The organism is Streptococcus mitis (assembly GCF_000722755.1).
Taxonomy (GTDB): domain Bacteria; phylum Bacillota; class Bacilli; order Lactobacillales; family Streptococcaceae; genus Streptococcus; species Streptococcus mitis_CM.
Window position 1 is genome coordinate 38,491 of sequence record NZ_JPFY01000011.1, and the last position, 20,556, is coordinate 59,046.

General features: G+C 42.5%; 19 protein-coding genes. 13 read left to right on the forward strand and 6 right to left on the reverse strand.

Translation table 11 applies throughout. The features are described 5' to 3' along the window. Positions 1-8: 8 nt before the first annotated feature. From ftsL to mraY, 3 genes are read left to right on the forward strand one after another with little or no spacing between them, the layout of a single operon-like run. Positions 9-326, forward strand: coding sequence for a cell division protein FtsL (gene ftsL / locus SK578_RS01860; protein WP_000227824.1), 318 nt, complete (start codon positions 9-11; stop codon positions 324-326). A 3-nt stretch (positions 327-329) separates the two neighbouring features. After that, positions 330-2,582 carry a penicillin-binding protein PBP2X gene (pbp2x, locus tag SK578_RS01865; RefSeq protein ID WP_042750139.1) on the forward strand — a complete coding sequence of 751 codons (2,253 nt, stop codon included), beginning with the start codon at positions 330-332 and terminating at the stop codon, positions 2,580-2,582. A 1-nt stretch (position 2,583) separates the two neighbouring features. Further along, entirely contained in the window at positions 2,584-3,564 is a 981-nt protein-coding gene (mraY, locus tag SK578_RS01870) for a phospho-N-acetylmuramoyl-pentapeptide-transferase (RefSeq protein WP_042750140.1), read from the forward strand. Positions 3,565-3,637: 73 nt separating this feature from the next. Here mraY and SK578_RS10400 read toward each other — a convergent pair whose 3' ends face one another. After that, complete coding sequence (locus SK578_RS10400) at positions 3,638-8,911, reverse strand: SIALI-17 repeat-containing surface protein (protein ID WP_080709938.1); 5,274 nt, start codon at positions 8,909-8,911, stop codon at positions 3,638-3,640. Positions 8,912-9,240: 329 nt separating this feature from the next. Between SK578_RS10400 and SK578_RS01880 the strand changes: the two genes are divergently transcribed. From SK578_RS01880 to yidD, 10 genes are all read left to right on the forward strand, one after another. Continuing rightward, a complete protein-coding gene (locus SK578_RS01880) occupies positions 9,241-9,489 on the forward strand; it encodes a YneF family protein (protein ID WP_000364990.1) in 249 nt (82 codons plus the stop codon). A 200-nt stretch (positions 9,490-9,689) separates the two neighbouring features. After that, positions 9,690-10,484, forward strand: coding sequence for a glutamate racemase (gene racE, locus SK578_RS01885; protein ID WP_042750142.1), 795 nt, complete (start codon positions 9,690-9,692; stop codon positions 10,482-10,484). After that, a complete protein-coding gene (locus SK578_RS01890; RefSeq protein ID WP_042750144.1) occupies positions 10,481-11,452 on the forward strand; it encodes a nucleoside-triphosphate diphosphatase in 972 nt (323 codons plus the stop codon). The genes racE and SK578_RS01890 overlap by 4 nt, the downstream gene beginning before the upstream one ends. Further along, entirely contained in the window at positions 11,428-11,949 is a 522-nt protein-coding gene (locus SK578_RS01895; RefSeq protein ID WP_042750146.1) for a metallophosphoesterase, read from the forward strand. Before SK578_RS01890 ends, SK578_RS01895 begins: the two co-directional genes overlap by 25 nt. Continuing rightward, a complete protein-coding gene (gene cbpB / locus SK578_RS01900; protein ID WP_020902176.1) occupies positions 11,946-12,407 on the forward strand; it encodes a cyclic-di-AMP-binding protein CbpB in 462 nt (153 codons plus the stop codon). Before SK578_RS01895 ends, cbpB begins: the two co-directional genes overlap by 4 nt. Further along, the gene (xerD, locus tag SK578_RS01905) at positions 12,404-13,138 is read left to right on the forward strand and encodes a site-specific tyrosine recombinase XerD (protein ID WP_282186015.1); all 735 of its coding nucleotides are present in this window, start codon (positions 12,404-12,406) and stop codon (positions 13,136-13,138) included. The genes cbpB and xerD overlap by 4 nt, the downstream gene beginning before the upstream one ends. Then, complete coding sequence (locus SK578_RS01910; protein ID WP_042750150.1) at positions 13,138-13,866, forward strand: segregation/condensation protein A; 729 nt, start codon at positions 13,138-13,140, stop codon at positions 13,864-13,866. The genes xerD and SK578_RS01910 overlap by 1 nt, the downstream gene beginning before the upstream one ends. 18 nt (positions 13,867-13,884) lie before the next feature. After that, positions 13,885-14,454 (forward strand): SMC-Scp complex subunit ScpB, encoded by a 570-nt coding sequence (scpB, locus tag SK578_RS01915; protein WP_020903100.1) that lies wholly within the window; start codon positions 13,885-13,887, stop codon positions 14,452-14,454. Beyond that, the gene (locus SK578_RS01920) at positions 14,441-15,163 is read left to right on the forward strand and encodes a pseudouridine synthase (RefSeq protein ID WP_001222228.1); all 723 of its coding nucleotides are present in this window, start codon (positions 14,441-14,443) and stop codon (positions 15,161-15,163) included. The genes scpB and SK578_RS01920 overlap by 14 nt, the downstream gene beginning before the upstream one ends. Then, on the forward strand, positions 15,163-15,405 hold the full coding sequence (gene yidD, locus SK578_RS01925; RefSeq protein WP_000821624.1) for a membrane protein insertion efficiency factor YidD: 243 nt from the start codon (positions 15,163-15,165) through the stop codon (positions 15,403-15,405). Before SK578_RS01920 ends, yidD begins: the two co-directional genes overlap by 1 nt. 111 nt (positions 15,406-15,516) lie before the next feature. On the opposite strand, the gene SK578_RS01930 is transcribed toward yidD, so the two are convergent. The 5 genes from SK578_RS01930 to galE form a co-directional block, all read right to left on the reverse strand. Further along, positions 15,517-16,488: a siderophore ABC transporter substrate-binding protein gene (locus tag SK578_RS01930; protein WP_042750152.1), complete on the reverse strand. Its 972-nt coding sequence runs from the start codon at positions 16,486-16,488 to the stop codon at positions 15,517-15,519. A gap of 95 nt (positions 16,489-16,583) precedes the next feature. Further along, positions 16,584-17,336: an iron ABC transporter ATP-binding protein gene (locus tag SK578_RS01935; protein WP_042750154.1), complete on the reverse strand. Its 753-nt coding sequence runs from the start codon at positions 17,334-17,336 to the stop codon at positions 16,584-16,586. Further along, on the reverse strand, positions 17,317-18,288 hold the full coding sequence (locus SK578_RS01940) for an iron chelate uptake ABC transporter family permease subunit (RefSeq protein WP_042750155.1): 972 nt from the start codon (positions 18,286-18,288) through the stop codon (positions 17,317-17,319). Before SK578_RS01940 ends, SK578_RS01935 begins: the two co-directional genes overlap by 20 nt. Further along, positions 18,278-19,237 carry an ABC transporter permease gene (locus tag SK578_RS01945; protein ID WP_042750157.1) on the reverse strand — a complete coding sequence of 320 codons (960 nt, stop codon included), beginning with the start codon at positions 19,235-19,237 and terminating at the stop codon, positions 18,278-18,280. The genes SK578_RS01940 and SK578_RS01945 overlap by 11 nt, the downstream gene beginning before the upstream one ends. 143 nt (positions 19,238-19,380) lie before the next feature. Then, positions 19,381-20,379 carry a UDP-glucose 4-epimerase GalE gene (galE, locus tag SK578_RS01950; protein ID WP_042750159.1) on the reverse strand — a complete coding sequence of 333 codons (999 nt, stop codon included), beginning with the start codon at positions 20,377-20,379 and terminating at the stop codon, positions 19,381-19,383. Positions 20,380-20,556: the final 177 nt, after the last annotated feature.

The following is a 20,556-nucleotide window of genomic DNA, read 5'->3' on the forward strand; positions in this document are numbered from 1 at the left end:
AGGAAAAAATGGTAGATAAGAAAGAAACAACCAGTCAATTCTTGCAGAATCGTATCAAAAAATTCTCACGTGTGGAGAAGGCTTTTTATCTTTCCATCGCATTTACAGCTCTCGTTTTAGCAGTGAGTATCATCTTTATGCAGACACGACTTTTGCAAGTGCAAAGTGATTTGACGAAAATCAATGCGCAGATAGAGGAGAAGAAAACAGAGCTCGATGATGCTAAGCAGGAAGTGAATGAATTGATTCGTTCAGAGCGCTTGAAAGAGATTGCAGATAAAAAAGATTTGAAATTGAATAATGAAAATATCCGAACAGCGGAGTAAGATATGAAATGGACAGAAAAAATAACCCGATTTGCGATAAAAAATCGTAAATCTCCAGCAAAAAACCGTAGGATAGTTGGTAAGTACCTCAGCTTTGTAGCGGTTGCCCTTTTTGGTCTCTTTTTGGCCAATTTTGCTTATATTATCGCGAAAGGTAATATATTTGGTACTGACTTAGTAAAAGAAGCTAAAAAGGTTCACCAAACAACCCGAACAGTTCCTGCCAAGCGTGGAACTATCTATGACCGAAATGGAGTGCCTATCGCAGAAGATGCGACCTCTTATAATGTCTATGCTGTTATTGACAAAAAATACAAGTCAGCAACGGGAAAAATTCTTTATGTAGAGGATTCGCAGTTTAATAAGGTAGCAGAAATTTTCCATAAGTATTTGGATATGGATGAGGCTTATGTGAAAGAGCAACTCTCTCAACCAAATCTCAAACAGGTTTCTTTTGGTGCTAAAGGGAATGGGATTACCTATGCTAATATGATGTCCATTAAACAGGACTTAGAATCTGCTAAGGTTGAGGGTATTAATTTTACGACTAGTCCAAATCGAAGTTATCCAAATGGGAAATTTGCCTCATCCTTCATCGGTTTAGCCCAACTTCATGAAAACGAAGATGGTTCTAAGAGTCTCGTTGGGACATCCGGTATTGAAAGTTCCTTGAATAGCTTGTTAGCAGGGACAGACGGTATTATTACCTATGAAAAAGACCGTGTAGGAAATATCGTACCAGGTACAGAACTGGTATCGCAACAAACTGTGGATGGCAAGGATGTTTATACAACATTGTCTAGTCCGCTACAATCTTTCATGGAAACTCAGATGGATGCCTTTCTAGAAAAAGTAAAAGGTAAGTATATGACCGCGACCTTGGTCAGTGCAAAGACCGGTGAAATTCTCGCTACCACCCAACGACCTACCTTTAATGCAGATACTAAAGAAGGAATCACTGAGGACTTTGTTTGGCGTGACATTCTTTATCAAAGTAACTATGAACCAGGATCAGGCATGAAGGTTATGACGTTAGCTTCTTCTATTGATAATAATACCTTCCCAAGTGGAGAATACTTCAATAGCAGTGAATTCAAAATAGCGGATGCGACGACTCGAGATTGGGATGTTAATGAAGGTTTGACTACTGGTAGTATGATGACTTTCTTACAAGGTTTCGCTCACTCCAGTAATGTTGGAATGAGTCTACTTGAACAAAAAATGGGAGATGCTACTTGGTTGGATTATCTAAAACGCTTTAAATTTGGGGTTCCAACTCGCTTTGGCTTGACAGATGAATACGCTGGTCAACTTCCAGCTGATAATATTGTTAGTATTGCTCAAAGCTCATTTGGGCAAGGAATTTCAGTGACACAAACACAAATGCTTCGTGCCTTTACAGCTATTGCTAATGATGGAGTTATGCTGGAGCCAAAATTTATAAGTGCTATTTATGATACTAACAATCAGTCTGTACGTAAGTCACAAAAAGAAATAGTAGGAAATCCTGTTTCCAAAGAGGCAGCAAGCACAACTCGAAATCACATGATCTTAGTTGGGACGGACCCTCTATATGGAACTATGTATAATCACTACACAGGAAAGCCAATTATAACAGTTCCTGGACAAAATGTAGCAGTTAAATCCGGTACGGCTCAAATCGCTGATGAGAAAAATGGAGGATACTTGGTTGGTTCTACCAATTATATTTTCTCAGTTGTGACTATGAATCCTGCTGAAAATCCTGATTTTATCTTGTATGTAACGGTTCAACAGCCTGAGCATTATTCAGGTATCCAGTTGGGAGAATTTGCCACCCCAATCTTGGAGCGGGCTTCAGCTATGAAAGAATCTCTCAATCTTCAATCTCCAGCCAAAAATTTAGATAAAGTTACGACAGAATCTTCTTATGCAATGCCTAGCATCAAGGATATTTCACCTGGTGAGTTGGCGGAAGCCTTACGCCGAAATATTGTGCAACCAATCGTTGTAGGTACTGGAACAAAGATTAAAGAGACTTCTGTAGAAGAAGGGACCAATCTTGCACCAAACCAACAAGTTCTCCTTTTATCGGATAAGGTAGAAGAAATTCCAGACATGTATGGCTGGAAAAAAGAGACTGCCGAGACCTTTGCTAAATGGTTGGATATTGAACTGGAATTTGAAGGTTCAGGTTCCGTTGTTCAGAAGCAAGATGTTCGGACTAATACAGCTATCAAAAACATTAAAAAAATTAAATTAACTTTAGGAGACTAATATGTTTATTTCTATTAGTGCTGGAATTGTGACATTTTTACTAACTTTAGTAGGAATTCCGGCCTTTATCCAATTTTATAGAAAGGCGCAAATTACAGGCCAGCAGATGCATGAGGATGTTAAACAGCACCAGGCAAAAGCTGGGACTCCTACAATGGGGGGACTTGTTTTCCTCATTGCTGCAGTTGTGGTGAGTTTCCTCGTCGCTCTTTTTTCGAAACAATTGACCAATAATGTTGGTATGATTTTGTTTATTTTGGTCTTGTATGGCTTGGTTGGTTTTTTAGATGACTTTCTCAAGGTCTTCCGAAAGATCAATGAGGGGCTAAACCCCAAACAGAAATTGGCTCTTCAGCTGCTAGGTGGCGTCATTTTCTACCTTTTTTATGAGCGTGGGGGCGATATGCTCTCTGTCTTTGGCTACCAAGTGCATTTAGGGATTTTCTATATTATCTTCGCTCTTTTCTGGCTAGTTGGTTTTTCAAACGCAGTCAACTTGACAGATGGTATTGACGGTCTAGCTAGTATTTCCGTTGTGATTAGCTTGTCTGCCTATGGAGTTATTGCCTATGTGCAAGGTCAGATGGATATCCTTCTAGTGATTCTTGCCATGATTGGTGGTTTGCTTGGTTTCTTCGTCTTTAACCATAAGCCTGCTAAAGTCTTTATGGGGGATGTGGGAAGTTTGGCCCTAGGTGGAATGTTGGCAGCTATCTCTATGGCCCTCCACCAAGAATGGACTCTCTTGATTATCGGAATTGTTTATGTCTTTGAAACAACTTCGGTCATGATGCAAGTCAGTTATTTTAAACTGACAGGTGGTAAACGTATTTTCCGTATGACGCCTGTGCATCATCATTTTGAGCTTGGAGGATTGTCTGGTAAGGGAAGTCCTTGGAGCGAGTGGAAGGTCGACTTCTTCTTTTGGGGAGTGGGGCTATTAGCAAGTCTCTTTACACTAGCAATTTTATACCTACTGTAAAAAAATAATCTTTTATTGATAAAAGAAACCAGGATGAAGCTTATCTTCATCCTGGTTTTTGTGTGCTTAAAAGTTAGTTGGACTCATCCTTCTTGCTCTTAAGTAGAAAAGTTGCTGTTAAGACTAGACTCAATCCTGACAAGAATAGTAGTGGATTGGATGTTTCACCAGTAGCTGGAAGTTGTTCTTTAGGAGAAGCACTTGCAGATTGGACAAGGTCTGGACTAGATGAAACTTGCTCAGAGCTGTTGGCTAATGGTTTGATATCTGTTTCACTTGGTTTTTGATTTGCAGTAGTTGATGCTCCATTAGCTTGATAAACGACTGCATAGGTGCTGAAATGACTAGTCATAAATTCTGCCATTCCCTCGCGAATAGTAAAATCGAGTGCCTGTAACTCTTTTGATGGAGTTAGGTAGTAGACATTTTCGACAGCTGAGGAAATAGGCAAGCGGACCAAGACAGTTCCTTTTGGTTGTAAACTATGATCTGTTGAATTTTTAAGGTGAAGATCGTAAGCATCATAGGTCTTACCAAATAGTTCTTGAGCTAAAACGCGTCTGCTAGAAATGTGAGAAATTCCCTCTAAGTCAGTCGCTCCTCCAATAATTTCAACTTTAGTCTTTTCATCCTTTAAGACACGAAGTTTATATTCAGGAACAGAAACAGTAGGAGCTTGTTCTTGTCCCGCTGTCCCGACAGGTTGAGTGTACTCAGGGATAGAAACAGTAGGCGGTTGTTCTAGTCCTGCTGTGCCGATAGGTTGAGTGTACTCAGGGATAGAAACAGTAGGCGGTTGTTCCTGTCCAGCCGTTCCGATAGGTTTAGTGTATTCAGGGATAGAAACAGTAGGCGGTTGTTCCTGTCCAGCCGTTCCGATAGGCTCAGTGTACTCAGGAATAGAAACGGTAGGTGGCTGTTCTTGTCCCGCTGTCCCGATAGGTTGAGTGTACTCAGGAATGTTTACTACAGAGGGTTGTTCCTGTCCTGCTGTTCCGATAGGTTTAGTGTATTCAGGAATAGAAACAGTAGGCGGTTGTTCCTGTCCTGCTGTACCGATAGGCTTAGTGTATTCAGGAATTTCTACAATAGGAGCAGGGTCATCTCCCTTGCTTGTAGTTGGCTGCTGATTCTCAACCTTCTTCTCATCCTTTTTGGTAAAGACAGCTATTACAGGACTGCTTGTTGTATTTCCCTGGATAGAATAAGCTTCTATCGCATTTCCAATTTTTCGATTGGTTTCGTCAGGGATAGGGATTTGTACCTGATTATCTTGGATTGATAAGACAGTCTGATCTCCAGTCGTAACTAGATGATTATCGTCTATCCTGCGTAAAACGAGTGGATCTTTGATGCCTGGGAAGGTCACAGCGATGGCTTCCCAATCTCCAGCTGGAAGAGTTAAAGAGATGTTTTTATCCCCTTCCTTAAGTGGTGCGATACTTGGACTATCCAAGCTTACAGCTGGAGCCTTAATCACATCAAATGAATCTAGAGAAATTTTCTTGCGACCTGCTGGTGAATTTGGATCAACTTTCAATGTCAAAATATGATTACCATCGGTCAGATTAGTAAATTCTCCAATTAAGGTTGCCTTTTGGGTAGCGCCAGCAGTGTAGAAGTCTAGACTTGGCATTTCTTTTCCATCCAGTGTCACGAGAGCTTTTCCGAGAGCGGATGTTTTGAGTCCGTAAATTCGAATACCTGTTCCAGTAAATGGAATGGTTGCTTGAGCTTCTGAAGCAGTACTTGGGTCGGCGTTATTGATGTCCGCATATTTTTCTGTGCTCTTATATAATTCAGTATCGCTCCAATCTTTGAATTGAGATCCGTATTGAATGCGAGAGTCACGGTCATCCATTTTTTCAATAGTTGTTCCTTGTCCCGGTAAAACTTTAAAGTAGTCTAAGGAAATTTTGGAGCGCTCACTGCCACGGTGTTTATGCTCTTGTTTTACAGTGATAGTCATCACATGAGCACCATCTGACAATCCTGTGAAGCGACCGATAAGGCTACCTTTTTCAGTTGCACCTGCAGTATAGAAGTCCAGTTCACCGACTGATTTACCATCGATTTTGACTTCAGCGATTCCCAATTGAGATGATTTGAGACCATAGATTTCAATGCCAACACCATTGAAAGGAATGGTTGCTGTCGCATCTTTATCTGTATAGTTACCTAGTGAAAGGTCGGCAAACTTCTCTGTTCCTCCAAATAATTCTGAGTCTGCCCAGTTTCCAAATGCAGAACCGTATTGGATTCGGCTATCGCGGTCATCCATCAATTGGTTATAGGTTTCGACATTGGCCTTTTCGGATACCTGTGTAGAAACATTACCCAGCATAGCCTTAACAGTATAAGTGTAGACGAGTTGAGGGTCGAGTGAACGGTCGATAAAATGGGTTTGATTGGTCACAAATTCTCTGCTTGCAGAGGTTTGGCCAGATTCGTCTTTCACTTGTCTTTGGATAACATAGTGGGTAGCGCCTTCTACTTGGTTGAAGGTGAGTTCGGCAGTGACTCCATTTTGTCTAACTGCTGTCAGACTGGTTACACGACCAGGGAAATGTTCAAAGGTAATGATATCACCTTTTTGTGTTGCCAGTTGAATGCGGCCATCTTTAAGAACAGTTGCTTTGACAGATTTACCATTAACCTTAACCTGACTGGCTTCGATATTTGGATAATCTACAACTAGGTCTCCACCGACATTTGAAAGGAAGGACAAGCTTTGCAGGTTTTTATCTTTCCACTTCATGCTGACTTCAAAGTTACCGCGAGCAACCAGACCAGAAACCTGACCGTCTTTCCAAGCATCTGGAAGGGCTGGCAATGGTGCAATGTAGCCAGTGTGTGATTGAAGAAGCATTTCTGCAATTCCACTGGTTGCTCCAAAGTTTCCATCGATTTGGAAAGGTGCGTGCGTATCCCAAAGGTTTTCTAGGGTTGAATATTTGAGCTGTTCAGCGAGCAAGCGATGGGCACGGTTACCGTCTAAGAGACGAGCCCAGAGGTTGATTTTATTGGCCTTAGACCAACCAGTACCACCATCTCCACGGTGGTTGAGGGTAGCACGCGCAGCTTCTAAATATTCAGCCTGATCCTTGCTAAAGAGCGTACCTGGGAAGAGACCAACTAGATGGGAAACGTGACGGTGGTTGTTTTCAATGCCTTCGTTGGTGAATTGTGGACTGTCTTCTTCGTACCATTCCTTGATACGTCCTTCTTTGTTAATGTGAAGTGGTTTGAGTTTGTCAAATTTAGCCTTGACCTCTGTAACTAAGTCTTTGTCGACATTTAGATGGTTGGCAACTTCCATGTAGTCATGGAATAGCTGCCAGACTAGTGATTGGTCAAAGGTATTTCCAATGGTAATAGTACCGTGTTCAGGTGAATAGGATGGAGAAGATACCCAACGGTCGCTGGCCTGGTCATAGTGCAAGAAGGAGTTCCAGAACTTAGCAGTTTCCTTGAGCATTGGATAGATCTTTTCTTTGAGATAAGTCTCATCCTTGGTGAATTTATAGTAGTCATAAACGTTCTGCATCATCCAAGCATTAGCTGCTGGCGACCAACCCCAATAGTAATTCCAACCAGGGGTAGTCCAGCCAAATGGTGTCGCCTGGGTATGAACCAGCCAGCCATTTTCTTGTCCATCTTTGGATTCGATACCAGCGTATTCCTTGGCAGCGATACGGCCATAGTAACGCATATCGTCAATGTAATTGATCATTGGCTTGGCTGTTTCAGCTAGATTGCTCATGTAGGCTGGCCAATAGTTCATTTGCAAGTTGACATTGAGGTGGTAATCAGCGTTCCAAGGTGGATTGTCTACGGCATTCCAGACTCCTTGTAGGTTGGCAGGAAGGGCATCTGTCCGATCACGAGATGAACTAATCAATAAATAACGTCCGTATTGGAAGAAGAGTTCTTCCAGTTTTTGCCCTTTGCTAGGGTTATAGGTCTGAAGGGCCTCTTTTGTCGTTTGAGCAGCATTGCTTCCACCTAGGTTTAGTTTGACGCGGTTAAAGAGGCTTTGATAGTCTTTGATATGGTTCTTTTTAAGTGTCTCGTAGTCTTTGCCCCTAGCTGCTTCTACAATGCCTTTAACTGTTTTTTCGAGGTCAATGTCTTTGCGATAGTTTGTTTTTGGATTCTGAGCAAAGTTAGTCTTGGCACTGAGTAAAAGCGTAGCGTAGCTAGCTCCTGTGATTGTTAAACTATCCTCATGGACAGTAACTTTTCCGTCCGTTTTAATTCCTAGATAGGATGCGAACTGGAGGCCATTATCTTTGACTGTACCTTTTAGTAGGATACCATTTGGGTCTGTCGTAACATGGCCACTCTTGTAGTGAGAATATTCCGCTGAGTAGTCTCCGTTAGCAAGTAAATCTTCTGTTAAGCTATTCCAAACTGTAAAATCAAGTTTTTTGTCCCCTTTTTGGGTCAAGTGGGTCACGGTGACATCATCAGGGTAACTTGAGAAGGTTTCTCTTTTAAAGGTCGTTCCATCTTGGGTGTAAGAAGTTGTAGTAGTGGCTTCTGTGATATCCAAACCACGGTGATAGTCTGTAACTGTATCCAGCCCCTTTTTCTGGTTATTGAAGACCATGAAGATATCACCAAAGGCTAGATAACGTCCATACTGGGCGTTGTTTGGTCCAACTAGATTTTGTTCAGCTAATCGTTTGGCTTTTTGGCGATCTCCGTCTTCAAGAGCCTTACGAATTTCTGCTAAAATTTTATACCGTTCCTGATAGTTTCCTCCATTATAGTCGGTACTGTCGGGACGCGGTCCACCTGACCAAAGAGTTTTTTCGTTGTATTGGATTCTCTCCTCGCCGATGAGACCAAAAACCTTAGCACCCATTTCACCATTCCCAACTGGGAGTGCTTGTTTTTCCCAGCCATCATAGGAAGGAGCTGTTGGTCGATCATAGTTTAGCTGATAGTTGCTTTGTTCTGTCACAGGTAGTTCTTGTTTTTCGGTTTCCTTATTTTCATTAGGTTTTACAATAACTTCAGTACTTGCTTGGTTAGTTGTAGCAGAAGTAACATCTGCCTCAGCGGGTTTGCTTTCAGAAGAACTATTATTAGCTAGAACTGGTTTTGTATGATCAATTGGCACGTTTGGCTGTGTATGCTCAGTTGATTCACTTGCTTTTGTTATAGTGTCTGTCTTAACTGTAGTTTTCTCTAATGCAGGCTCGTTTTGCTTTACTTCAATAGTATCAGCAGAGACGGTATGACTAGCTAGAAAAACCGCTCCAAGCAAAACAGAGGCTGTGCCGACTGTTAGCTTTCGAATACTGTAGCGACAGGATTTCTCCCTCCAAATTTTTTCCATAGAAACCTCCTTTATTAATTAAAAGCGCTTTCATTTTTAATGAGGCGAACTTTTGTTTCTATATTGTCTTGTTAATCTAATTTTACCAGCTAATGAAGTGTTGTCAAGAGGATTTGAGAAGGATATATATTTGATATTGTTTTGTATTAAAAAAGTGGAGGAAACGAATGGTAAGAGAGTGTATTTTTTATATTCTTTCTAGTTTTGACTAGAAAGATAAGCCAACTTTAATTACAGCTTACTCATCTCTGAAAGCGTAAAACAAACTGGTCAGGGTGGCTAGTTTGTGGTATAATGAAAGAGATTCAAAAAGAAACAGGAGAAAAATGATGGATTTACTTTTAGCAATTGTATTGATTGTGCTAGCTTTTCTAGGAGGAGCTCTTGGGGGAATGTACTTGGTTCGTAAGCAAATTGAAAAAGAATTCGCTGACAACCCACGTTTGAATGCTGAAGCAGTTCGTACTCTTTTGAGTGCAAATGGTCAAAAACCAAGCGAAGCAAAGGTACAACAAGTTTACCACCAAATCATCCGCCAACAAAAGGCAGCCCTTGCTAACAATAAAAAGAAAAAATAAATAAGGAAAAGTCTGGGATGAAAGTTCCAGACTTCTCACTATGTTGGCTAAGGGTTTAGGGATGAGACTTTTTCCTTGCATTCTATTGATATTTGATTATGATTAAGAGAGATAGTTATTGATTAGGCTGTCATTCAGTTTATAAGGATAAATAATCATAATGAACTATCAATCAGAAAAAAGACTAGAAAGAAGACTGTATGGATAATCGACCAATTGGTTTTTTGGATTCGGGTGTCGGGGGCTTGACCGTTGTGCGCGAGCTCATGCGCCAGCTTCCCCATGAAGAAATCGTCTATATTGGAGATTCGGCACGGGCGCCCTATGGTCCCCGTCCTGCTGAGCAAATTCGTGAATATACTTGGCAGTTGGTCAACTTTCTCTTGACCAAGGATGTCAAAATGATTGTCATTGCTTGTAACACTGCGACTGCGGTCGTCTGGGAAGAAATCAAGGCTCAACTAGATATTCCTGTCTTGGGTGTAATTTTGCCAGGAGCTTCAGCAGCCATCAAGTCCAGCCAAGGTGTAAAAATCGGAGTGATTGGAACGCCCATGACGGTACAATCAGACATCTACCGTCAGAAAATCCATGATCTGGATCCGGACTTACAGGTGGAGAGCTTGGCCTGTCCCAAGTTTGCTCCCTTGGTGGAGTCTGGTGCTCTGTCAACCAGTGTCACCAAGAAAGTGGTCTATGAAACCCTGCGTCCCTTGGTTGGAAAGGTAGATAGCCTGATTTTGGGTTGTACCCATTATCCGCTTCTCAGACCTATTATTCAAAATGTTATGGGGCCTAAGGTTCAACTTATCGATAGTGGGGCAGAGTGCGTACGGGATATTTCAGTCTTACTCAATTATTTTGAAATCAATCGTGGTCGTGATGCCGGACCACTCCATCACCGTTTTTACACAACAGCCAGCAGCCAAAGTTTTGCACAAATTGGTGAAGAATGGCTGGAAAAAGAGATTTATGTGGAGCATGTAGAATTATGACAAATAAAATTTATGAATACAAGGATGACCAGGACTGGTATGTTGGTGTCTGGGATGTCTATGGAGGCATCTACAGCCTCATCAAAGATCCTCTTGAGCTTGATTTTATGGATTTGGCTCGGATTTTTCGTGATGAGGAAAACGGCTTTCCGCTTACGATAACGGTGATGCGCTGGTCTTCTAACTTCCGTCTGCTCTCTTTTATCGTTGAAATTTTAAATGCAGAAGCAGGACGTAGCTTGGAAGTCATCCAACGTCAGGGAGCCCTGCTCCTGGTTGAAAATGGCCAACTCCTGCATGTAGAATTTCCTAAAGAAGGTGTTGATGTAGAAGCCTTCTTTGAGACAAACAAGGTCAGAGAAACCTTATTGATTGCGACTCGTAACGAGGGCAAGACCAAGGAATTCCGAGCTATATTTGACAAGCTAGGCTACGATGTGGAAAATCTTAATGACTACCCTGACCTACCGGAAGTAGCAGAAACAGGTATGACCTTCGAAGAAAATGCCCGCCTCAAGGCAGAAACCATTTCTCAATTAACGGGCAAGATGGTTTTGGCAGATGACTCTGGTCTCAAAGTCGATGTCCTTGGTGGCTTGCCAGGTGTCTGGTCAGCTCGTTTCGCAGGAGTGGGAGCTACTGACCGTGAAAACAATGCCAAACTCTTGCACGAATTGGCCATGGTCTTTGAACTCAAGGACCGCTCGGCTCAATTCCATACAACCCTAGTCGTAGCCAGCCCAAACAAGGAAAGCTTGGTTGTTGAAGCAGACTGGCCTGGCTACATTAACTTTGAACCTAAGGGTGAAAATGGATTTGGTTACGATCCTCTCTTCCTTGTAGGAGAGACAGGCAAGTCCTCAGCTGAATTAACCCTTGAAGAAAAAAATAGTCAATCTCACCGTGCCTTAGCCGTTAAGAAACTTTTGGAGGTATTTCCATCATGGCAAAGCAAACCATCATTGTAATGAGCGATTCTCATGGCGATAGCTTGATTGTGGAAGAAATCCGTGATCGCTATGTAGGCAAAGTTGATGCCGTTTTTCATAACGGCGATTCTGAACTGCGTCCTGATTCTCCCCTTTGGGAAGGCATACGTGTTGTTAAAGGGAACATGGACTTCTACGCCGGCTACCCAGAGCGTTTGGTGACCCAGTTGGGACCAACCAAAATCATTCAGACCCATGGTCACTTGTTTGACATCAATTTCAACTTTCAAAAGTTGGACTACTGGGCTCAGGAGGAAGAGGCCGATATCTGTCTCTATGGTCACTTGCATGTGCCAAATGCTTGGATGGAAGGAAAGACTCTTTTTCTAAATCCAGGTTCCATCAGTCAACCACGTGGGACTATCAGAGAATGTCTCTATGCTCGTGTGGAGATTGATGATAGTTATTTCAAAGTGGACTTTTTGACACGAGACCATGAGGTGTATCCGGGCTTGTCCAAGGAGTTTAGCCGATGATTGCCAAGGAGTTTGAGACTTTCTTGTTGGGGCAGGAGGAAACTTTTTTGACCCCTGCTGAAAATCTAGCTGTGTTAATTGATACCCACAATGCGGATCATGCAACCCTCTTGCTTAGTCAGATGACCTATACCCGTGTTCCTGTTGTAACAGATGAAAAACAGTTTGTTGGGACGATTGGGCTCAGAGATATTATGGCTTATCAGATGGAGCATGACTTGAATCAAGAAATTATGGCGGATACGGATATTGTTCATATGACCAAAACGGATGTAGCGGTTGTTTCGCCTGATTTTACCATTACGGAGGTCTTGCACAAGCTGGTAGATGAGTCCTTCTTGCCTGTTGTAGATGCGTCAGGGATTTTCCAAGGGATCATCACGCGCAAGTCTATCCTCAAGGCAGTCAATGCCCTCTTGCATGACTTTAGTAAGGAATATGAGATTCGATGCAAATGAGAGACAGAATTTCAGATTTTTTAGAGGAAAAGCAGGGCTTGTCTGCCAATTCCAAGCAGTCCTATAAGTATGATCTGGAGCAATTTTTAGACATTGTAGGCGAGCGGATTTCTGAGACCAGTCTCAAGATTTACCAAGCCCAACTAGCCAATCTAAAAATCAGCGCCCAGAAGCGAAAGATTTCGGCCTGTAACCAATTTCTCTACTTTCTCTATCAAAAAGGAGAAGTGGATAGCTTTTATCGTTTGGAATTAGCCAAACAAGCTGAAAAGAAGACGGAAAAGCCAGAAATTCTAGACTTAGCCTCTTTTTGGCAGGAAAGTGACTATTCAGAGGGTCGCTTGCTAGCGCTCTTAATCCTAGAAATGGGGCTCTTGCCGAGTGAGATTTTAGCTCTCAAGGTTGAGGATATCAATCTGGATTTTCAGGTGTTGCGAATCAAGAAGGTTTCCCAACAGAGGATTGTCACCATTCCTACAACCTTGCTTTCAGAGTTGGAACCCTTGATGGGCCAGACCTACCTCTTTGAAAGGGGAGGGAAAGTCTATTCCCGTCAGTGGGCCTTCCGTCAGCTAGAGTCTTTTGTCAAGGAGAAAGGTTTTCCAGCCTTATCGGCCCAAGCCTTGCGGGAACAGTTCATTCTACGACAAATAGAAAACAAGGTCGATTTGTACGAAATTGCAAAAAAATTAGGATTAAAAACAGTCCTGACCTTAGAAAAATATAGATAATGGATATTAAACTAAAAGATTTTGAAGGGCCCCTGGACTTGCTTTTGCACCTAGTTTCTAAGTATCAGATGGATATCTATGATGTGCCCATTACGGAAGTCATCGAACAGTATCTAGCCTATGTCTCAACCCTGCAGGCTATGCGTCTGGAAGTGACGGGGGAGTACATGGTTATGGCCAGTCAGCTTATGCTAATCAAGAGCCGTAAACTCCTTCCAAAGGTAGCGGAAGTGACAGACTTGGAGTATGATCTGGAGCAGGATCTTCTTTCCCAAATCGAAGAATACCGCAAGTTCAAGCTCTTGGGAGAGCACTTGGAAGCCAAGCACCAAGAACGGGCCCAGCACTATTCCAAAGCGCCGACAGAGTTGATTTACGAAGATGCGGAGCTTGTTCATGACAAGACGACCATTGACCTCTTTTTGGCTTTTTCAAATATCCTAGCCAAGAAAAAAGAGGAGTTTGCACAGAATCACACGACTATCTTGCGGGATGAGTATAAGATTGAGGATATGATGGTCATCGTAAAAGAGTCCTTGGCTGGACGAGATCAATTGCGCTTGCAGGATTTGTTTAAGGAAGCCCAGAATCTCCAAGAGGTCATTACTCTCTTTTTGGCAACCCTAGAGTTAATCAAAACCCAGGAGTTGATCCTCGTGCAAGAGGAGAGTTTCGGAGATATTTATCTCATGGAAAAGAAGGAAGAAAGTCAAGTGGCCCAAAGCTAGACTTGATAGAGAGGAAAGATGAGTACTTTAGCAAAAATAGAAGCGCTCTTGTTTGTAGCGGGTGAAGATGGGATTAGAGTCCGCCAGTTAGCTGAACTCCTCTCTCTGCCACCGACAGGCATCCAACAGAGTTTAGAAAAATTAGCACAGAAGTATGAAAAGGACCCAGATTCCAGTTTGGCTCTGATTGAGACAGGGGGAGCTTATAGATTGGTGACCAAGCCTCAGTTTTCAGAGATTTTGAAGGAATATTCCAAGGCGCCTATCAACCAGAGCTTGTCTCGGGCTGCCCTTGAGACCTTGTCCATCATTGCCTACAAACAACCCATCACACGGATAGAAATTGATGCTATCCGTGGGGTCAACTCGAGTGGGGCCTTGGCAAAGTTGCAGGCCTTTGACTTGATACGAGAAGACGGGAAAAAAGAAGTGTTGGGTCGCCCCAACCTCTATGTGACTACAGATTATTTCCTAGATTATATGGGGATAAATCATTTGGAAGAATTACCAGTGATTGATGAGCTTGAGATTCAAGCCCAAGAAAGCCAATTATTTGGTGAAAGGATAGAAGAAGATGAGAATCAATAAGTATATTGCCCACGCAGGTGTGGCCAGTAGGAGAAAAGCAGAAGAGCTGATCAAGCAAGGCTTGGTGACGGTTAACGGCCAAGTGGTACGTGAACTAGCAACGACCATCAAGTCAGGCGACAAGGTCGAAGTTGAAGGTCAACCTATCTACAACGAAGAAAAGGTCTACTATCTGCTTAACAAACCACGCGGTGTCATTTCCAGTGTGACAGATGACAAAGGCCGCAAGACGGTTGTCGACCTCTTGCCCAATGTCAAAGAGCGCATCTACCCTGTGGGACGTTTGGACTGGGATACATCCGGTGTTTTGATTTTGACCAATGACGGGGATTTTACAGATGAGATGATTCACCCTCGTAATGAGATTGATAAGGTTTATGTCGCGCGTGTTAAAGGTGTGGCCAATAAGGATAATCTCCGCCCCTTGACCCGTGGACTTGAGATTGATGGTAAGAAAACCAAGCCGGCTGTCTATGAAATTCTCAAAGTGGATCCAGTCAAAAACCGCTCTGTGGTGCAGTTGACTATCCATGAAGGGCGTAACCACCAGGTTAAAAAGATGTTTGAAGCTGTCGGTCTCCAAGTGGACAAGTTGTCACGGACCCGTTTCGGACATCTAGACTTGACAGGACTCCGTCCAGGAGAATCCCGTCGTCTTAATAAAAAAGAAATCAGCCAACTACACACCATGGCTGTAACCAAGAAATAATGAAACGAATCTTAATAGCGCCTGTGCGCTTTTACCAACGTTTTATCTCGCCAGCCTTTCCCCCCTCTTGTCGTTTTGAGCCGACTTGTTCCAACTATATGATTCAGGCTATTGAAAAACATGGCTTCAAGGGTGTTTTGATGGGCTTGGCTCGGATTTTACGTTGCCATCCCTGGTCGAAAACAGGCAAGGACCCCGTCCCAGACCACTTTTCACTCAAACGGAATCAAGAGGAAAAATGAGGCTAGGTAAAAATATTTTAGTGAAATGATAAAAACGCATCCTATCAGGTTTGAGTGAGTCTGATAGGATGCGTTTTATCATGTAAAGATGTTAGTTGAGTTTGAAGTTGCTTATTTCAAAGCTTTTTGTGCGTCTTCAATCATGAGTTTGGTTGATTCTAGTCCGCCTCCGCTTAGATACCAGAGGTCTGGTGTTAGTTGGATAATCTTACCGTTTTTAGCGGCAGGTGTTTCAGCGATAAGGGCATTTTCTAGGACACCGTCGTTGCTAGAGTTGTCCCCACCGATGGCAAGGGTACGGTTGATGACAAAGAGGATGTCAGGATTGATTTCTTTGACACTTTCAAAGCTGACTTCTTGTCCGTGGCGTGAGTCTTCAAATTTTGTATCAGTTGGTTTGAATTTTAAGGTTTGATACAAGAAAGAGAAACGAGATTGGGCACCAAAGGCAGCCATTTTTCCTTCGTTGAGGAGGATAGCAAGGGCTTTTTTGTCAGAACTTTCGTTTTTAGTAGCGACTTCTTGGATGCTCTTGTCTAGCTTGGCCAATTCTTCCTTGGCTTTCTGTGTACCAGTTTCGCCGAAGGCACTTGCTAAGGACTCAATGTTTGCCTTAGTTGAAGTCCAGTAGTCGTCCTTGCTTGCTTGGAAGAGAACGGTTGGAGCGATTTCTTTGAATTTATCTACGAATTTTTGGGTACGTGGTGAAGCGATAATCAAATCTGGTTCAAGAGCAGCAAGGGCTTCTAGGTCTGGCTCAACCATAGAACCAACATTGTTAACTTTTCCAGCTAGGTCTTTTAGGTAAGCCGGAACAGTTTTTGTAGGCATTCCCACGATATTCTTTTCAAAACCTAAAGCGCGAATAGTATCCGCAGCACCGAGGTCAAAGGTAACAATTTTTTCAGGAACTTTTGAAAGTTTGACTTCGTCCAGTGAACTTTTAATGGTTACCTCTGTTGGAGCAGAGCTGCTTGTTTCCGACTTACTAGTGCTTGAGTTTGTATTTGTACTACATGCACCAAGTAGGAGCAAGAAGCTGGCCACTAGGGCAGTGAAATAAAGTTTAAGGGATGTTTTCATGATTTCTCCTTTTTAAAATGTGATAACGATTTAGGGAGTCTCTAGGTTTTATTGACTAAGAGACAAAGTTTCTTCTAACTTGAGCTTCTATGTTACTAGCTATAGATACAGATCTTTTTGCCATTGATATCAGCCAGCGTGATGGGAATCTCATAGAGTTGACTGAGCAGGTCAGCCTGCATGATTTGATTGGTTGTTCCCTTGCTAAAGACTTGACCGTCCTTGAAGGCGACAATTTCATCTGCATACTGGCTGGCCATGTTGATATCGTGGAGGACGATGATAATGGTCTTTCCGAGTTCCTCCACCAGTTGCTTGAGAATCTGCATCATGCTGACGCTTTGTTTGATGTCGAGATTGTTGAGTGGTTCGTCCAGCAAGATAAAGTCTGTATCCTGGGCCAGTACCATAGCGATAAAGACTCGCTGGAGCTGGCCTCCAGACAGGCTATCGATGTAGCGGTTTTTTAAATTGGTCAGTTCCAGATAGTCCAGAGTTTCTCGGATTTTTCCCCAATCTTCTGGTCTCAGTCTACCTCGGCTGTAGGGAAAACGTCCAAAACTGACCAGTTCTTCAACCGTCAATTTGGCTTGGTAATTGATTTTCTGCTTTAGGATAGTCAGTTCTTGAGCCAGTTCTTGTGAATTCCAACTCTCGATTTCACGGCCTTTGATACTGAGAATTCCCTGATCTTTCTTGGTCAGTCTGCTCATGATGGAGAGGAGAGTCGATTTTCCAGCACCATTTGGACCAATAAAGGCTGTCAGTTTCTTAGGACTGACTTCAAGGGAAATACCTTGCAAAATATCCTGTTTTTGAATGGATTTGTCAATGTTTTCCAGTTTCACTGACGGCCCTCCTGTATAGTAAGATAAAGAATAAGAAGCCACCCACACTTTCGATGATCATACTGATGCGAATTTCCAGAGCAAATACTCGTTCAATCAGGGCTTGTCCCAAGGTCAAACTGATAAATCCAACCAGAATAGTCACGATAAAGAGCAACTTGTGCCGGTAGTCTTTGACAATCAGGTAGGTGAGGTTGGCTAGCATAAAACCGAAGAAGGCCATAGGCCCTACCAAGGCAGTGGCCGTTGAGGTCAAAAGCACGATACCCCAGAGGAGTTCTCTCTGTTCTTTTTCAACATTGAGCCCCAATATCTGAGCCGTTTCTCTTTGCAGGTGCAAGACATCCAGAATGACTGCTTTTCGAAAGAAAAAGATTGTCAAAGCGAGGATGATTAGAGAACCGATGGCTAGGATGGAAGTGTTGAGATGTTGAAAGGAAGCAAAGAGACTGTTTTGCAGTTTATCGTATTCATTTGGATCCATCAGGACTTGGAGGAAGGTACTGATATTTCGAAAGAGACTTCCGAGGGCTAGACAGATCAACAGAATGAAGACAAGGTCTTGCTTCATCAGTGTCTTCAAGTAGCCTTGCAAGGCGAGAAAGAAGAGGGATTGAAGTAGAAGTAAGACTAGGAATTCTAAAATAGGAGATTTTCCAAATTGAAGAAACTTACTTTCAAAAACCAGTAGTATGGTTTGTAGTAGGACGTAGAAGGATTCGATTCCCAAAATACTTGGCGTCAGGAAGCGATTTTCCGTAAGGGTTTGAAAACTAATAGTCGAAATCCCTGTCGCGATGGCTACCAAGAGATAAACAACTATCTTTTGGGAACGCAACTTCCAAGCAAAGGCAGACAGCTGGCTGATAGGCCAAAAGTAGAGGAGACAAGCTCCGATGGCCAGAATAATGAGAAGGCAGAAGAGCTTGGTATGTTTGCTTTTAGACGGCATCTTTTCGTCCTCCTCTCCAGAGAAGTAGGATAAAGATAAGGCTACCGATGATTCCTAGCAAGAGGCTGACGGACAGCTCATAGGGGCGAATCAAGAATCGAGAGAGGATATCGCAGGCCAGAACTAGATTGGCACCGACCAGAGCGACGATGAGTTTGGTCTGACTTAGATTATCTCCATAGTGCTTGCGAACAAGATTGGGAACGATGACCCCGAGAAATGGTAAGCCACCCACGGTAATCATGGTGACACTAGTCGTTAGAGCAACCAGAAAGAGAGCCAGTTTTTCAAGTAGGGAGTAAGAAATCCCCAAACTCTCACTGGCTTCCTTGCCCAGATTCATGATGGTAAAAGTTTGGGATAATTTCCAAACGGCTATCAGGATAATGAGGCCTAAGAAGAGCCACTCATACTGATGAGTCTGAATCATGGAGAAGGAGCCCTGGGTCCAAGCGGTCATACTCTGAACCAGATTGAAACGATAGGCGATAACTTCTGTCATAGAGCCGATAATCCCGCTATAGATGATTCCAATCAGAGGCAACATCCACCTTTCCTTTACAGTAAAAATAGTCATAAAGGCTAGGAAGAAGAGGGTGAATACGATGGATGAAACAAAAGCGAAGAGCATCTTTTGAGTCAGACTAGCCGACGGAAAGACAAAGAGGCTCAATACCATTCCCAGTTTGGCGGCTTCAGTGGTTCCAACTGTACTCGGAGCAGCAAACTGATTTTGAGTTATAGTCTGCATGAGAAGTCCTGCCATACTCATACTAGAGGCAGTCAGGAGAATGCTGATAGTTCTTGGGAGACGGGACTCTTGAAAGAGAAGCCAGGTCTGCTGGTCGAAAGCAAAGAGCTTTCCCCATGAAAAATCACTGGTCCCAATGCTAATAGAGAGAAAGACTAGGAGTAGAAGTAAGCCAATTAAATAATGAGAAAGTTTCATACCCCATCCTTTCATGTAGATTTGGTACCGAAAGATACCTGCGGATATTACTGTAACACGATTTCTTTAATCTGTCAATAAATTTTCTGACAATTTAATAAATAAGACAAGGAGAGAGTACCAGGACCTTCTCCTCTGTTTTCCTATTCCAAAATGTTTTTACCTTCTTTAACACGCCAACGATAATCTGATAAAATAATATCTTCTAGGGAGTAGCTAGCTTGCCAGTCAAGATATTGTTTAGCTTTTGATGCGTCTGCTAGGACGCTAGCTGGGTCACCAGCACGGCGAGCAACAATTTCGTGTGGTATTTTTTGATTCAGTAATTCTTCAGCAGTTTTAAAGATTTCTTTGACGGTATAGCCTTTTTCAGTTCCCAAGTTAAAGATTTGAGAAGAACTGTCTTCTTGAAATAGGTAGTTCATTCCTTTAACATGAGCCTGTGCAAGGTCCAAGACATGAATGTAATCCCGAATACATGAACCATCACGTGTATCGTAGTCATCTCCAAATATTTTTAGGCTATCATTTTGTCCCAATGCGGTCTTGTTGATATTGGGAATGATGTGAGTTGGATTTTTCACACGCAGGCCGTTTGAAGCATCCATTTCAGCCCCAGCTACATTAAAGTAACGGAAAATGACATATTTCCAATCGTAGCGATTGGCCATCCAGTAAATCATTCGTTCACCCATCAGTTTTGTTTCTGCATAAGGGTTGACAGGGTCGAGCAGGGTATCTTCAGTTGCAGGCTTGTCAATACAGTTATTACCATAGAGGGAAGCAGTCGAAGAGAACATGATTTTTTGAATACCAACTTCAGACAAGACTTTGAGAACTTGGTTCATACCAGCAACATTGGCAGTGAAGTATTTACTTGGATTTTCAATGCTTTCGCTCACAACAATCTCACCCGCACAATGGAGAACAGCATCAATCTGATTTTCTTCCAAATAAGCTTTTAAGGCGCTAGCATCATAAACATCCAGTTGTTTAAAGCTAGCACGACTATCTACAGCCGCTCGATTTCCTGTAGAGAGATTATCTAGAACATGTACCTGATAGCCAGCATTTAAAAGAGCTTTAACGGTATGGGAGCCAATGTAGCCAGCTCCACCTGTAACAAGAATTGTTTTGGTCATGATTTTTTCCTTTTTCTAGTTTTGTACTATTTTAAAGAAATAAGAAGGTGAAGTCAACTATTTTCTGCAAATTTCATGAAAAATTGAACAAATATAGTATTGAATTGTTTTTTGTTTGGGAATTAATAGTTTGGTTGGTCTTGGAATAGTTCTTAGATTTCACCTCACATGCAAGAA